This window comes from Peribacillus sp. B65 (assembly GCF_058513295.1).
Map to the genome: position 1 here is coordinate 2,888,179 of NZ_CP195840.1, position 14,757 is coordinate 2,902,935.

General features: G+C 38.0%; 12 protein-coding genes. 1 reads left to right on the forward strand and 11 read right to left on the reverse strand.

Annotation, left to right across the window (positions count from 1 at the left end):
- Positions 1–329: 329 nt before the first annotated feature.
- From ACSR9O_RS14130 to ACSR9O_RS14150, 5 genes are all read right to left on the reverse strand, one after another.
- The gene (locus tag ACSR9O_RS14130) at positions 330–2,459 is read right to left on the reverse strand and encodes an ATP-dependent Clp protease ATP-binding subunit (RefSeq protein ID WP_101225346.1); all 2,130 of its coding nucleotides are present in this window, start codon (positions 2,457–2,459) and stop codon (positions 330–332) included.
- A 764-nt stretch (positions 2,460–3,223) separates the two neighbouring features.
- Entirely contained in the window at positions 3,224–3,667 is a 444-nt protein-coding gene (locus ACSR9O_RS14135; RefSeq protein WP_491724568.1) for a C40 family peptidase, read from the reverse strand.
- 484 nt (positions 3,668–4,151) lie between these two features.
- The gene (locus tag ACSR9O_RS14140; protein ID WP_101225347.1) at positions 4,152–4,778 is read right to left on the reverse strand and encodes a metal-dependent hydrolase; all 627 of its coding nucleotides are present in this window, start codon (positions 4,776–4,778) and stop codon (positions 4,152–4,154) included.
- Positions 4,779–5,253: 475 nt separating this feature from the next.
- Positions 5,254–6,159 (reverse strand): hypothetical protein, encoded by a 906-nt coding sequence (locus ACSR9O_RS14145; protein ID WP_101225349.1) that lies wholly within the window; start codon positions 6,157–6,159, stop codon positions 5,254–5,256.
- Between the two features lie 238 nt (positions 6,160–6,397).
- A complete protein-coding gene (locus ACSR9O_RS14150; RefSeq protein ID WP_230175918.1) occupies positions 6,398–7,291 on the reverse strand; it encodes a selenium metabolism-associated LysR family transcriptional regulator in 894 nt (297 codons plus the stop codon).
- A gap of 133 nt (positions 7,292–7,424) precedes the next feature.
- Here ACSR9O_RS14150 and ACSR9O_RS14155 point away from each other — a divergent pair, with 133 nt between their 5' ends.
- The gene (locus ACSR9O_RS14155) at positions 7,425–8,450 is read left to right on the forward strand and encodes a YeiH family protein (protein ID WP_260357987.1); all 1,026 of its coding nucleotides are present in this window, start codon (positions 7,425–7,427) and stop codon (positions 8,448–8,450) included.
- 23 nt (positions 8,451–8,473) lie between these two features.
- Here ACSR9O_RS14155 and speD read toward each other — a convergent pair whose 3' ends face one another.
- The 6 genes from speD to ACSR9O_RS14185 form a co-directional block, all read right to left on the reverse strand.
- The gene (gene speD, locus ACSR9O_RS14160) at positions 8,474–9,310 is read right to left on the reverse strand and encodes an adenosylmethionine decarboxylase (RefSeq protein ID WP_260357721.1); all 837 of its coding nucleotides are present in this window, start codon (positions 9,308–9,310) and stop codon (positions 8,474–8,476) included.
- Positions 9,311–9,471: 161 nt separating this feature from the next.
- Positions 9,472–10,134: an ABC transporter permease gene (locus ACSR9O_RS14165; RefSeq protein WP_230175916.1), complete on the reverse strand. Its 663-nt coding sequence runs from the start codon at positions 10,132–10,134 to the stop codon at positions 9,472–9,474.
- A 17-nt stretch (positions 10,135–10,151) separates the two neighbouring features.
- Positions 10,152–11,069: an osmoprotectant ABC transporter substrate-binding protein gene (locus tag ACSR9O_RS14170; protein WP_286141459.1), complete on the reverse strand. Its 918-nt coding sequence runs from the start codon at positions 11,067–11,069 to the stop codon at positions 10,152–10,154.
- Between the two features lie 11 nt (positions 11,070–11,080).
- On the reverse strand, positions 11,081–11,734 hold the full coding sequence (locus tag ACSR9O_RS14175) for an ABC transporter permease (protein ID WP_133346510.1): 654 nt from the start codon (positions 11,732–11,734) through the stop codon (positions 11,081–11,083).
- A 12-nt stretch (positions 11,735–11,746) separates the two neighbouring features.
- On the reverse strand, positions 11,747–12,901 hold the full coding sequence (locus ACSR9O_RS14180; RefSeq protein WP_427574284.1) for a betaine/proline/choline family ABC transporter ATP-binding protein: 1,155 nt from the start codon (positions 12,899–12,901) through the stop codon (positions 11,747–11,749).
- A gap of 208 nt (positions 12,902–13,109) precedes the next feature.
- A complete protein-coding gene (locus ACSR9O_RS14185) occupies positions 13,110–14,285 on the reverse strand; it encodes an acyl-CoA dehydrogenase family protein (protein ID WP_101225355.1) in 1,176 nt (391 codons plus the stop codon).
- Between the last annotated feature and the right edge of the window lie 472 nt (positions 14,286–14,757).

The following is a 14,757-nucleotide window of genomic DNA, read 5'->3' on the forward strand; positions in this document are numbered from 1 at the left end:
AGGTTTTCGATTATTTTTATTTTCCTCTTCAAAATAAGAAAGTGAATCTTTAATAGGTCATTCCTCCATTGAAATTCCCATTTTAGAACAGGAATTATTAATTTTTATAATCATGAGCGAATTTTCCCTTATGTTATGATTCCACAGGCATTACCCATCAAAACATTCGATCGGCAAATTATGTCGAAAATTCAGAAATCTATATTTTGAGCGAAAGCTGTAGGTCATTTAGCTGAACCTTAACTATCCTTTTATGAAAACGAAGCCAAAAAAGATAAAAAAATGCCTCCATAACAGTTTTACGGTCTTGGAGGCATTTCTAGTACTCTTTATGGTGTTTTAATAATTTTCACAGAGTTATCTTCAACAATTGCAGTGAAGTTCTTAATTTCAGGTTGCTCAAAGATAAAGTCAGTGATGCCGTCTTCAAGCTGTTCTTGTAGAACACGGCGAAGCGGTCTCGCTCCGAAAGTTGGGTGATATCCGAGTTCAATTAGCCTTTGTTTCGCTTCATTAGTTACATCTAACGATAAACCATTTGCAGCAAGTGTTTCGTCAAGCTCGTGAATCATGATATCAACGATTTGCAGAAGATCTTCTTTCTTCAAAGCCGAGAATTCAATGATGCTATCGAATCGGTTCAGGAATTCCGGTTTGAAGAAGCTGCCTAAAGATTGTAGGATTGATGCTTCCTCCACAGCTGAACTTGTACCGAATCCCATTACTTTTTGTTTCTCACCGACTCCAGCATTACTCGTCATGATGATCACGGTATCTTTAAAAGTAACGGTCCGTCCTTGACTGTCGGTTAAGCGGCCATCTTCCATGATTTGCAGGAACATATGCATTACATCCGGATGCGCCTTTTCGATTTCATCCAATAAGATGATGCTGTAAGGCTTGCGGCGAACTTTTTCCGTCAATTGTCCAGCTTCCTCATGTCCTACATATCCAGGAGGAGAACCAATTAATTTAGAAACACTGTGTTTCTCCATGAATTCACTCATGTCAAGACGAATCATCGCTTCCTTGTCCCCGAATAACTCCTCAGCAAGAGTTTTTGCCAATTCGGTTTTACCTACTCCTGTTGGACCAACGAAAAGGAAAGAACCGGTAGGACGGTTTTTTGATTTTAACCCGGCACGACTTCTTCGAACGGCCTTGGAAACCTTTTTGACAGCCTCCTCCTGCCCGATTACTTTTTTCATAAGCTCCGCTTGGAGGTGAACCATCCTTTCTTGCTCATCTTCTTGGAGCTTACCTACAGGTATACCAGTCTTTTGTTCGATGATGTTTTGAATGTCTTCAACGGTAACGGTTGGCTTAATTGCATCTTCCCCAGCCTGCAATGACTTTTCCAGTTTTTCTTCTTCATCACGAAGAATAGCAGCTTTTTCATATGCTTCTTCTTTTAAGGCCATTTCTTTTTCTCTATAGATTTGAGCCAAACGTTCTTTCATGTTTTCTACTTGGCCGTCTTCGATGGTCAAGTTCAATTTTGAACCAGCTTCATCCATTAAGTCTATTGCCTTATCAGGCAGGAAGCGGTCTTGAATGTAGCGGTTAGAAAGTTCAACAGCAGCTTTAAGGGCTTCCTCACTATATGTCACACCATGATAAGATTCGTAACTATCCTTTAATCCCCTTAAGATGACAAGTGCCTCAGCCGTTGTCGGCTCATTAACGTGTACAGGCTGGAAGCGCCTTTCAAGGGCACCATCTTTTTCAATTTTCCTATATTCTGATAAAGTGGTTGCTCCGACAAGCTGAAGTTCGCCGCGTGCAAGTGCAGGCTTCAGGATATTTCCTGCATCCATTGATCCTTCTGCCGAACCAGCTCCCACAAGTTGATGAATTTCATCGATGAATAGTATGACATTTTTTCTTTCCTGTAATTCGCTGATCAATTGCTTCATACGTTCTTCGAATTGCCCTCTAATTCCAGTATTCGACACAAGGGACGCTACATCAAGCATATATACAAGCTTATTACGTAATTTAACTGGCACTGAACCTTCAACAATCGCTAAAGCAAGACCTTCAGCAATGGCTGTTTTACCGACACCAGGTTCACCGATTAAAACTGGATTATTTTTATTGCGTCTATTTAAAACTTCAATGACGCGTTTAATTTCTTCACTTCGTCCGATAACCGGATCTATAAGTCCTGCTTTAGCAGCATCGGTCAAATTTCGGCCATACTCCTCAAGCAATCCTCCGTCATCGCCATGTTCAGCTGAATCCGGTTTTGGTACACCATTATAATTAAATGGATTGAATGAATTTGGAGTTCCGTTAAATTGGAATTTCCCTATATCCATCCCGCCCATAGCTGCTCCAAGTTTGTTTCGCTCTTCTTTATAACAAGTGGAGCACAGTTTCACATCATGCTCCTGACCATTCATATTTAGGTGAACTTGAATATTAGCTTGGTTTACATGGCATTTTTCACAAAGCATGTAGTACTCCTCCTTTAAAAAATGAATTTAAAAAACTTTGACCTTCTTTGACTTTCTGACTTTATTATACATTGACCTTCTTTGACTTTCAATAATTTTGTTTGGGAATTTTTTTGATAAAAAAGAAATTACCTTGAATTGGTTTGCTAAGCATATTAAACTATCGATTTCCAGTCAAATAAAAAGATTCTATGTATGCCCCTTAGAATATTCAATTAGTATTGATCACCCACTTCAGGACTCACCATAACCTTAAACTATTAACAAAACGCCAATTCTCTTGTCCATGTGCCTCATTCACTCTTATTTTTTAAAACAAAAAAAGACTTTATTAAGTCTCTTTAAGGTTTGTACAATTTTTAAACGTTGGATTTCCACTCCAGGTACTCGCTTTCCGCGGGCGGTCGGGGAGCCTCCTCGGCGTCTTCGCACCTGTGGGGTCTCCCCTTGACGCGCTTTTCCCGCAGGAGTCTCGCACCTTCCGTTCCAATCATCTTTGTTTTAATTTTAAGATAGAACTCTTTTGCCTACAGTCTTTTTTGTTTTTAAGTAGTATTAATACTTGAGGTGATATCGATACTTTCTTAAAAGTCCCCTCGTTGTTCAACCCATGCCATGCTTTCCTTTCCGCTATAGCTGCTTCAATTCCAATAAAAAATCAAAAAGGTTTCGGAATGAAACCTTCCGAAACCTTTTTGTCTACAAATTGAAAGAGACTTCATTAAGTCTCTTAGCTTTTTTATATTAAGATTGATTTTCTTCTATTATATACGTTTCGCACCAATATACTTTGGCTTCCAATAGGTATTATTGGTTTTAGCGTATGACACTCCTTTAGATGATGAAGAGTGAATGAATTCATTGTTTCCTATGTATATAGCCACATGTGTAGGTTTTTTCGCTTTATTTGGTGCAAAAAACATTAAGTCACCTTTTTGCAGGCTTTTAACTTTCTTACCTTTTTTATATATGTCAGCAGCAGTTCTTGGTAAATTCTTACCAGCTTTTTGATATGAATACTTCACTAAACCGGAACAATCAAAACCTGAAGAAGAAATGCCACCCATTTTATATTTAGTACCTAATTCACTTTTAGCCACTTTAATCGCTTTTGTATGATATGAAGCAGCTTCCACTTGGTCTCCAGCAAAGGAGGCGGTTAAAAGCGTAATAGCCAATGACAATCCGACGACAATTTTCTTAAACAAATTATTTTACCCCCTGATGTATTTGCTAAACCTAATATACTAGAAAAGGTATATCACTCGCATCACAGGATCTTTACAAATATGTTACATTTAGTAGATTCAGGAAGAATGACCATATAAAACATAAAAATTAGTCGAATGATGTGTCCATTTAGCTTCTCATAGAAAAAACAGTAGTTAGATAACCACTGTGCATTTATCGATTAAGGAAGATTAGGAATGCACTCACCCCGAACCATGATTTAAAAGAGAATATTAATATCATTCATGTTTTTTGTTTATACGAATGGATCCCGCTCTAGAATGAAGAAATTTGCGACACTCCTGCAGCAAAACTGGCTAGCCGAGAACCCATAGCCGCTTGCTTTGATGGGCTTGGCAAATGGTCGTGGAAACGGAGCGGATTTCTGGTATCAACTAACTGCAGGCAAACTGGCTCTTCTCCAATTTGTCTACAGTCTGAACAGCGATAAAAAAAACACTGTTAAAATTCTTTTGAGAAAAATGGAAGAAATAATTTCACCCCACGTTTATTAAAAGGTAAACATTTCAAATCTGCAATTAAATGACTTATGTATCCTAATGAACAAGTGGCGAAAATTCCGTCAATCCCCATAAAGGCTTCGAATTGAAAGGCAATGATACCAAAGAAAGCGATACCGGCAATCGAATGGGTATAACTTCTATGTGGTGTAAAGGATGCCAGGATAATATAGACGCCTAACAGCCACAACCAGCTTTCCTGCAAAGATAAACCGCCACCTAAAACCGCTAATCCAGACAGGGTCAGCATATGCCTTTGTCTAATGAATGATGAAATAATGATGATTCCGATTCCTGCTCCTACACCGATCCACTTTTCCGTATTTGTGCCTTCCAATAGACTATAAATGATCATTAATATCCCAATCGTTTGTGCTATCGTTCGGATAAACTTATGTGAAAAAGTAATCCTATTACTTAACTTCCCATCAATATCCATATCGGGCATAAGGCCAGAAACACCCCCAATGCCAACCAAGAATAAAGTGGTGGTCGGATCTGTTTGAAGTGTGTTTGCCGTCAAGAATCCAACTGTGGCCCCTATAGCCATGTGTGCTGTACCGTTCACTGTCTCTCTCCTGTCCCTCAAAGAAGTAATTTGTTCCCAAGAAACGAATGTTTGTTCGAATCCCTACATTCTAACTATACAATATTTTGGGGGAAATTTCTTTAATTCTTGTAAAAAAGCCAGGATAACCAATAGTTATACATTAAAAACAATTCTTCTAAATTTCTATAATTGCTTTGTTTAGGTAATTTCCACACTCTAAATCCGCAAAATATTTTTCTCTAAATTGAGGTTTTTCATGAAATTTTATCCATCATATGAATATACTAATCTATAAGGGGAGTGATTCAGATAGCTTTTTTAAATGCCTTCAATAATTTTAAAAAAGGGAAAAAGTCTAAGAAAATAAAGAACATGGATTTTCGGGAACAGCATGTAAATAAATCGTCTGAGCTCATTGGGAACAATGAAATTGTCCAGAATATAATTAACAATCACCTTTCCAAAAAAAATAACCACTTGTAGGGTGGTTTTTTTAATTATTATGGGAAATGGTTTCATTCTTTTCCAACTTCTCGCTCGCTTCGTAAATATAGTTATATTGTAAATAGTAATCGTAAATGACGTTTTGCAGGATTTTAAGCAGGGATTTATCGAATGTATCGAATTCAGTTTGATAACTATTTAAGACAGTGACGAATTTCCCTTCCATGTTTTCGAAATAAAAGAGAAGGAAATTCTTGTAATATTCACTATCGCTGTTGCTTTTATTCGTAATGCACGGATCGCCGGTTTGAATGGACTTATCAAGCATCGCTTTGATGGATTTAGGCAGCTTTGCTTTTTTGAACTGGTTCAGGGTATAGATATCATAGGTAAAGGAAAGTCCTAATTGATTGGAATAAAAATCCACGGCACAGTCCAATGTATAGATTAATGGTGTTTTAAAGTCCTTGCTGTTGGCAATTTCCTCTGATATCTCCAATTGAAATTCCTCGGATGTTAAATACGCAGCAAATTTCATCTTTGAACTGCTCATGCTGAATACTTCATAAACGGCTGCATCTTGTTTTTCAATTTCAATTTCGATATTAAAAAATTTAAAGTGTTTTAAACGGTAAAAAGCAATCGGTGCTAATAGGAAAAGCAATATCCAAACTAGGTAAAGAAATAACGTGTTAAAGATGATTTGATAAAATTCAGACGTTACGATCGGTTCGATGATTAACGATATCAATGTATGTTCAAAGCCCTGAGAAACAGGTGGCGCAGGTACAAAGGTTTCCTCTGGCTTTTTCAAAGTTTGGATACCTAAATGAGCCATCGCAACTAGTGTATAAACAAAAATTAAAATTGTTCCAATCACATAAAATTTTGGCATGAATCCAATAATCCTGTCGAAAACAGAAACCCGTTTATCTTTCTGCTCCTCTATAGCCAATGTGGTTGCTCCTTTTAAGATTATTAATATCAGGAAAAGTCTACAGGGACTTAAAACTTCCTGGAGACTGCCTATTAAATTTATATGTTTGCTATTATGTTAAAATACGTATAATTCGTTTAATCATTGACATATTCCAATTTACTTTCGACGTTTTCATTAAAATTAATAATATTTCGCCGTTAAAAATGCCCAACCTCTTCATTGAAAATGAAAGGTTGAGCAAATGTTTAGGGTTTTATTTAGGACGGCCCTTTATCGCAAATTCTTCGACCTTCCTTAAAAACAACTCCATGGCTTTTGATGCTTCGAAGTCCAACTTTTTCACGATCGAAAAAGGTCTTATAATGGGTTCATTTTTCAAATGAAAGGTTTTCAATTCATTGGACTTCAATTCTTTTTGTACAGTCAATCGGGATAAAAGGGCAATGCCAAGCCCAGCCATCACCGCTTCTTTCACTCCTTGAATACTGGTGAAAATAAAGGTTTTCTTTATGTTTAACTCCAGACTGCTTAGAAGTTTATCGGAATATGTACGGGTCCCCGATCCTTGCTCCCTAAGTACCCATGTTTGGTTTTGGAGCATATTGCCCTCGATGAGATCCATTTGTGAAAGTGGATGATCCGGGGGAACGACAACTATCATCTCGTCATTCATGAATGGCCTGACATCTATATCTTTATAATTCGTTTCACCTTCAATCAAGCCTATATCAAGCTTATTCGAACGTATTCCTTGAATGACATCATTTGAATTCGAGATGATGATTTGTATGTCCACCATCGGATATTGAGCCGCAAATTCTGCTAATACTTTTGGAAGGTAATATTCCCCTATCGTGAAGCTTGCTCCTATTTTCATCGTTCCGCTAACCACGTTATTAAATTCATTTATTTCTCTTTTTGCTGTCTCATAATGATTAAGCATTTGCTTTGCATGTCTATACAAAATTTTTCCCGGCTCTGTTATTTGAACTTGTTTGGGAGAACGATAAATTAATTTTGTTCCTAACTCATTTTCCAGATTCCTTATGTGAAGACTGACTCCTGGCTGCGACAGGTTCAGAATGTCCCCAGCCCTTGAAAAGTTTTTCTGTTCGATTACGGTTACGAATACTTTTAATGGATCCATGGTTACCTCCCTATATACCTATGCCTTTCATTTTATCATAAGTAGAAGTAATCATTGAAATAGCAAAAATATATTTCACTTATTTTTAATTTAGCTTTAAAGTTAAGCCATCAACATAGATGGAGTGATCACACTGGAACAAACAAACGTTGAAACTAAAAAACTCGGTTTTACAAAAGGGATAGCATTGACTTTGCTAATTGCCATTGCAGCAAAATACTTAGCAGAGCTTCCATTCCTTCATATAATGGGACAGTTAGTCATTGCGATACTGATTGGTGTTGTTTGGAAATCACTGATTGGCGTCCCAGCCTACGCCATTGCAGGAACAAATTATTCAAGTAAAGTCCTTTTGAGAGTGGGCATTATCTTATTGGGCATGCGCTTGAACCTAAAGGATATTTTTAATGCCGGTCCGAAAACATTTGCAGTTGGTGCCATTAGTCTGGTATTTGCTATATTAGTAGTTTATGGAATGACCCGCATATTTAAAGTCGAGAAAAAGCTAGGCATATTGACAGCTTGCGGAACGGGTATTTGCGGAGCTGCTGCCATCCTGGCAATTTCCTCCCAAATAAAAGCAAAGGAAAGAGATACAGCAATAGCTGTAGCGACGGTTGCTGTTTTAGGCACAACCTTCACTTTCGGATATACGATCCTATATCCATTATTGGAGTTATCCGATCAAGGATATGGTATTTTTTCAGGTGCGACACTTCATGAAATTGCTCATGTCATCGCTGCTGCAGCACCAGGGGGAAATGAGGCAGTCGACTTGGCAGTGGTGGTCAAATTGACAAGGGTGGCCCTGCTCATTCCCGTCGCCATTTTGATTGGGTTCATCATGAATTGGAAAGACCGATCAACAGTTACCGGAAAGAAATTTTCCTGGAAGTCCATTCAGATACCGTGGTTCATTTTTGGATTTTTATTAATGAGTGCCATTTACTCTACTGGTGCAGTTCCCGAACCTTTAGCTGATAAACTTGTTATGCTTTCCTATATCCTCATGGCTATGGCCATGGCAGGACTAGGATTGAATATTGACCTTGTAACTTTTAGAAAATATGGCGGTAAACCTTTTTTAGCTGGACTGATCGGCTCTATCTTATTGACATGCCTCGGGTATGTATTGGTGCAGGCATTCCATTTAAATTAACTTTTCAAAAAAACAAGCATCCCTTAATCGGCATGCTTGTTTTTTACTATTGGATGCGGAACATTGGCACCATAAAAAATTTCATCCATCTCCGTTTGAAGTCTTTCTATAATTTCTTGCCTTTCCTCTTTATTCAGCTTTTCCTCTGTATAACCGAATAAGTAATTATTAATATCGAACCTTTTCAGCTTACATTTTGTATGGAATATATTTTCCTGGTATACATTCACATCAATCATGTCATATAAACCCTTTACTTCATCAGGAATATAGTTTTGAATGGAATTAATATCATGGTCAATGAACAATTTTTGCCCATCTTTATCTCGCGTAAAGCCCCTCACTCGGTAATCGATCGTGATAATGTCGGTATCGAAGGAATGAATGAGATAATTAAGGGCTTTAAGTGGTGATATTTCCCCACAAGTAGAGACATCGATATCGGCTCTGAATGTGCTAATGCCTTCATTCGGATGGTATTCAGGGTATGTATGTACGGTAATATGGCTTTTATCCAGTTGCATGACCACATTATCAGGTAAAGGCCCTGGTGATTCCTCATAAGTCCCCATAGGTACCTCGACGACAGGACCTTCTGAAACAAGAATGGTTACACTGGCGCCTTGAGGGACATAATCCTGTTTGGCCGTATTTAAAACATGTGCCCCTATTAAATCAGAAACGTTGTGCAAGATCTTCGAAAGCCGCTCTGCATTATATTGTTCATCGATATAATCCAGGTAGGCCTCCCTCTCTTCCCTGGTTTTTGTGTAACAAATATCATACATATTAAAGCTTAAAGATTTCGTAAGATTATTAAATCCATGAAGTTCAATACGCTGCTCTGGTGTAAGTTTCATGATTGATTCCCCTTATATTTTTTTAGGACTATCCTTATAGTTACCCTTTTTCTGAAATAAAAAACTAAGTCTGCGAGCCTAAGCTTCTGCCTTTTTATCGATAAGCCAAGAAAAAGCCATAACATTAACATGCAACGGCTTTTTTATTATCCTGATTTGTTCTATGCAGTATGAATTTTTTTCTTTTTTATCGGTGAAAGAATTCGTTCCAGCCATCCGAGTACAAGATCTGAGAGAATGGCCATCAATGCCGTCGGGATTGCTCCAGCAAGTATGATTGCCGTTCCATTTGAGGCATTCGTTCCCCTGACAATGATATCCCCCAGTCCGCCTGCCCCTACGAATGTACCGACAGCAGTTACTCCAATTGCAACGACAAGCGCTGTACGTAAGCCAGCCATGATGACAGACAGAGATAATGGCAGTTCGACCATTCTAAGTAACTGCAGCTTCGTCATCCCCATTGCCTTTCCAGATTCCAAATAAGCATGATCTATACTTGTAATACCGACATAAGTGTTCCTCAGGATCGGCAGTAAGGAATATAAAAACAATGATAAGATTACTGTATTTGTTCCTAACCCCATTACTAGCATCAAGAGTGCGAGCATAGCCAATGCTGGTGTGGTTTGTATGACATTCGTTATCGAAAATACCCAATTACTCAATTTCTTATGTTTTGCAATGAAAATGCCTATCGGGATGGCTACAATTGCTGCAAATAAAACCCCATAAGCTGACATTAAAAAATGGCGATAAAATTCAGTAAGTACATACATCCAATTCTGTGAATAATAAGTTCCCAGCTGTTGCAAGGTTTCCATTAGTTTGCACCTCCCATTTATTCAAAATATTTATGTGCTTTAAGGAACTCTGAAGCTACGACCGATGGCTCCTTCAAGTTCCCATCAACTTCATAGTTCAGTTCCTGCATGGTTTCAGTAGTGATTTCGCCAATTAACTTGTTAAGTTCATCTTCAATTTCAGGATATCGCTCCAATAATTCTTCGGTAACGACCGGTGAACAGTCATATGGTGGAAAATATTTTTTATCATCTTCTAAAAGCTTCAAATCATTAACCTTAATCCGTCCATCTGATGAGTATGCAAGAACAATATCCATCTGTCCATTTTTGACTGCATCGTATACCAGGCCAATCTGCATCGGATAAGTTTCTCCAAATTCCAATCCATATGTATCGACGAACCCTCTATAACCATCCCCTTTCCTTTTCAGCCAAGCACTATCTACACCTAACCTTAAATTATCTGCATCCTTTTCTAGGTCAGATATTTTCTGATACCCTTTTTCCTCAGCCAATTCATTTGAAATCGTAAAGGCATACGTGTTATCGAACCCATAGGAATCAAAAAATTTGAACCCATATTGTTCTTTGAATTCCCTTTGAACAATTTCCAACGCCTTTACTGGATCCTTTTCGATTTCCTGTCCCAGGACACTCGTTAAATCCGTCCCTGTATATCGAGTTGCTGCTATGTCTATATCACCGGTCTCCATCGCTTTTTGCTGAACGAAATTGGAACCTAGATTTTTGATGATTTTCGTATCAAGTTCCGTATTCCTTTCAAGGAGTTGAGCAATCATGTTCGCAAGTATTTCGGATTCGGTCATGCTTTGGGCACCGATCTTTACAGTAGTTTCAGAAGATGACCCTAAACCAGGCAAAGAACAGCCGGTGATCATTAATGAACAAACTAAAAGGGCCATTAAAATTGTACGTCTCATTTTTTTATACATGGTAATCCTCCTCAAGCAACTTCCTTCATACCTTTCAATCCTTTTGGAACGACTTTTCGTTCAATGATCGAGAATACATAATCCACAAGGATAGCCATGATGATTACCGGAACTGCACCTGCGATGATATATTCTGTTTGGTATAAATTCAAACCGATAAAAATGTAATCTCCAAGTCCTCCGCCTCCAATAAAGGAAGCCAAGGTGGCCCACCCGATCAAATAGACGGAAGCCGTACGGATACCAGCCATAATGACTGAAAGTGCTAGCGGGAATTCTACCAGACGAATCCTCTCCCAGCTTGTCATCCCGATGCCGCGGCCGGATTCAAGCAGATTTTCATTCACGCCTTTAATGCCTGTATATGTATTCCTGAGTATGGGTAAAACAGAGTAGAAAAATAACGCAATGATTGCGGGAGTTTTCCCAACACCGAGGAAAGGAATGAAAAAGGCCAGGACTGCTAGGCTCGGCAGTGTCTGCATTATGTTTGCAATTCCGATTATTATCGAAGCGCTCCTTTTCATTCGGGTCAACATAATTCCTAGTGGCACGGCAACTATTATTCCGAGGAAAACAGCGATCATGGATATATATAAGTGCTCCCACGCCTTATAAATCAATTCTTGCCAGTTCGTTTGTAAAAAATTGAGCAAAGCTTCCATCTGATTCACCTCCTAAAACATTTCTGCCATTTCTGCCATTTGATTTTCTTCCTCTCCCCAGATGCTGTCATATACGATGTCGACCAATGTTGCCCTAGTGACAATTCCGACCAAATGTTTATTCTGGTCGACCACCGGCACATATTTGAACCCTCGCTTTAAAATCTTCTGAACGGAATCACGGATTAAAGTATCCTGTTTGACTGAGTAGACTTCAGTATTGATGACTTCACTGATAAATTTAGCTTTTTTTCGATATTCACTGATCGTTTCAACATCAACGAACCCTTTCAAAATATTTTGCTCATTAACCACAAGTAAAGAATCGACCCTTTTATCTCGCATTATTGTAATTGCATCGGTAAGGGATTTTTCTTCTGTAATGGATATTGGATTTCGACTCATGATTTGTTCGACCAACTCAACATTCGGTCTTGTTTGAAGCAAACGATCTTTTCCGATAAATTCTTCCACGAACTCATTGGCTGGGTTTCTGAGGATTTCATCCGGTGTTCCCACTTGGACGATTTCACCAGCCTTTAAGATGACGATCCGGTCGGCTAGCTTAATGGCTTCATCCATATCATGGGTAACAAAAACAATCGTTTTATCAAGTGTGCGCTGCAAATTTTTAAATTCCTCCTGAAGAGCATCGCGGGTGATTGGATCTAATGCGCCAAAAGGTTCATCCATTAAAATGAGTGGAGGATTGGAAGCAAGTGCTCTGAGAACGCCTATCCTTTGTTGCTGCCCGCCGCTCAATTCGTAAGGATACCTTTCCAGGTATTCAGGCCCCATATCGACAAGCTTAAGCAATTCCAGTGCGCGTTCCTTTTTCTTCTGTTCATTCCATTTTAGAAGTTTTGGAACGAGGGTGATATTTTCAAGAATCGTCATGTGAGGGAAAAGTCCGATTTGCTGGATAACGTACCCAATCTGTCTTCTTAGCTCGACTGGATCTTTATCCATGATATTTTCACCATTAATAAGTATTTTGCCTTCCGATGGTTCGATAAGGCGGTTAATCATTTTCATTGTCGTTGTCTTACCACATCCACTCGGACCAATGAAGCAAATGAACTCCCCTTTTTTAATATCCAAAGATATATTCTTTACAGCTTTCTTTCCTCCCTTATAGATTTTCGATACATTTTCGATTTTTAACATAACAAGCACCTCCATCATTCGCATACAATTACAAATTTTACAAATATATTAATTTTTCATATGCACAGTCTCTTGTACCCATTAGATAAGCTGTATAAACCTTTTTATTTAAAAAACTAGTCATATGTAATTATATTGAAAAAATGTCATAAAAAAACTACCTCATATTAATTGAGGCAGTTGATTGATTTAAAGTATTAATAATGAATTAAAACCCGATATTTTTAGCAATCAGAATTTTTACGGTTTCATCTGTCCCTGTAAAGAATTTTGAAAAAGGAATGTCCCGGTGACGCCGGGTAATATTATCGTCTTCCATATGTCCGTATCCATCATGTAACTGCATGCACTTTTCAGATATTCGCTTAGACATCTCTGTTATCCAATATTTAGCCATCGATACTTCAGTTATGATATTCTCCCCAGTCATATGTTTACAGATCAACCCATCAACAAACGTCCTTCCCAGTTGAATATCGGTCGCTATTTCAGCAATGGTAAACTGTGCATTTTTAAATTTACTTATTTTCTTTTCAAATGCTTTTTGTCCTTTTATAAAATTCATCGTTAAGTGAAGCATGTCCTTCGCTGCTATTAAAGACCCAATCGCACACATTAGTTTTTCCTGTTGCAGTTTTTGCATGATATATGAAAGACCCTTCCCTTCCTCACCAAGGAGGTTGCCAACAGGTACTAAAGCATCATCGAAAAATAGCTCGGCTATGCCTGAACTTCCCTGTCCTGCATTACCAAGCTTTCTTCCTCGCGAAAATCCTGGCGTATCTTTATCAATGAGCAGCAAACTGATACCGTCCTGAGAAGGAACAGCATTAAGATCAGTTTTGCATGCTACTATCATGAAATCAGCTGTAAAGCCATTTATGACAAACGTTTTAGCTCCATTAACATTATAATATCCATCTTTCTTGATGGCAGTGGTTTGAATATCCGCTATTTCCGAACCCATTCCCGGCTCTGTGAACGCAAAGGCGGAAATCATTTCTCCTGTAAAGAACTTTGGTAAATACCTTTGTTGTTGATCTATTGTTCCGAATGTAGCTATATAAGGGGCTACAACATCCGAATGAATGGATATTCCCCCTAAAGCTGAACCAACCATTTCCAATTCCTCTGCCAGCACAACTGAATATCCAAAGTCCGCTCCTATTCCACCGAATTCCACATCAAGCCAAGGACATAAAAACCCATTATCTCCAATTTTTTTCCAAAAGGAGCGAGGTATTCCCCCCTCTTTTTCCCACTGATCATAAAAGGGGACAGCCTCCTTTGCGAGAAATTCACGAATTGATTGTTTAAATAATAAGTGTTCTTCCGTTAGGAAGGAACGGGAATCATCTTTATTGATTGCCAGTGTGCTAACCATAGGTTAACCTCCATTCGCTAATGGGTTTATTAAATACATCAATGTCAAAATAACTTATAATCACTTCCATGAAAATATGTTAAACGCCTCGATGTAAACGATTACAATAACAAATCATTAAACAGTAAAAATGTTCCACAATATTCATGTTCAACAAAAGTATTGAATTCCCTTTAACAAATCTATTTTTTACCATTTTAATTATGTATTACTTAACTGCTTTGAATATGGGCTTTCCATATATTCTACCGAGGTTATTTTTGGAATATTGCCGGGATTACAATAAAACGACTTCTTTTGTAAAAATCAATTATCCCTTTTTTTCGTCAAAATGTTCGTTTTAATTAACTCAATATGGAGGTTAGCAGAATAAGAAACAGTTATATAACAACGTTTATGGTATAATTAACAGAGAAAACGTTTACAAAGAAAGAGAAACTAATTGTTCGGAAAATTCATTCTTCTAGGAGTC

Coding starts and splice junctions, on each gene's coding strand:
- ACSR9O_RS14180 (WP_427574284.1), bottom strand. CDS start 12,901: ATGTTAAAAATCGAAAATGTATCGAAAATCTATAAGGGAGGAAAGAAA.
- ACSR9O_RS14130 (WP_101225346.1), bottom strand. CDS start 2,459: ATGCTTTGTGAAAAATGCCATGTAAACCAAGCTAATATTCAAGTTCAC.
- ACSR9O_RS14165 (WP_230175916.1), bottom strand. CDS start 10,134: ATGGAAACCTTGCAACAGCTGGGAACTTATTATTCACAGAATTGGATG.
- ACSR9O_RS14170 (WP_286141459.1), bottom strand. CDS start 11,069: ATGTATAAAAAAATGAGACGTACAATTTTAATGGCCCTTTTAGTTTGT.
- speD (WP_260357721.1), bottom strand. CDS start 9,310: ATGAAACTTACACCAGAGCAGCGTATTGAACTTCATGGATTTAATAAT.
- ACSR9O_RS14185 (WP_101225355.1), bottom strand. CDS start 14,285: ATGGTTAGCACACTGGCAATCAATAAAGATGATTCCCGTTCCTTCCTA.
- ACSR9O_RS14175 (WP_133346510.1), bottom strand. CDS start 11,734: ATGGAAGCTTTGCTCAATTTTTTACAAACGAACTGGCAAGAATTGATT.
- ACSR9O_RS14150 (WP_230175918.1), bottom strand. CDS start 7,291: ATGGATCCATTAAAAGTATTCGTAACCGTAATCGAACAGAAAAACTTT.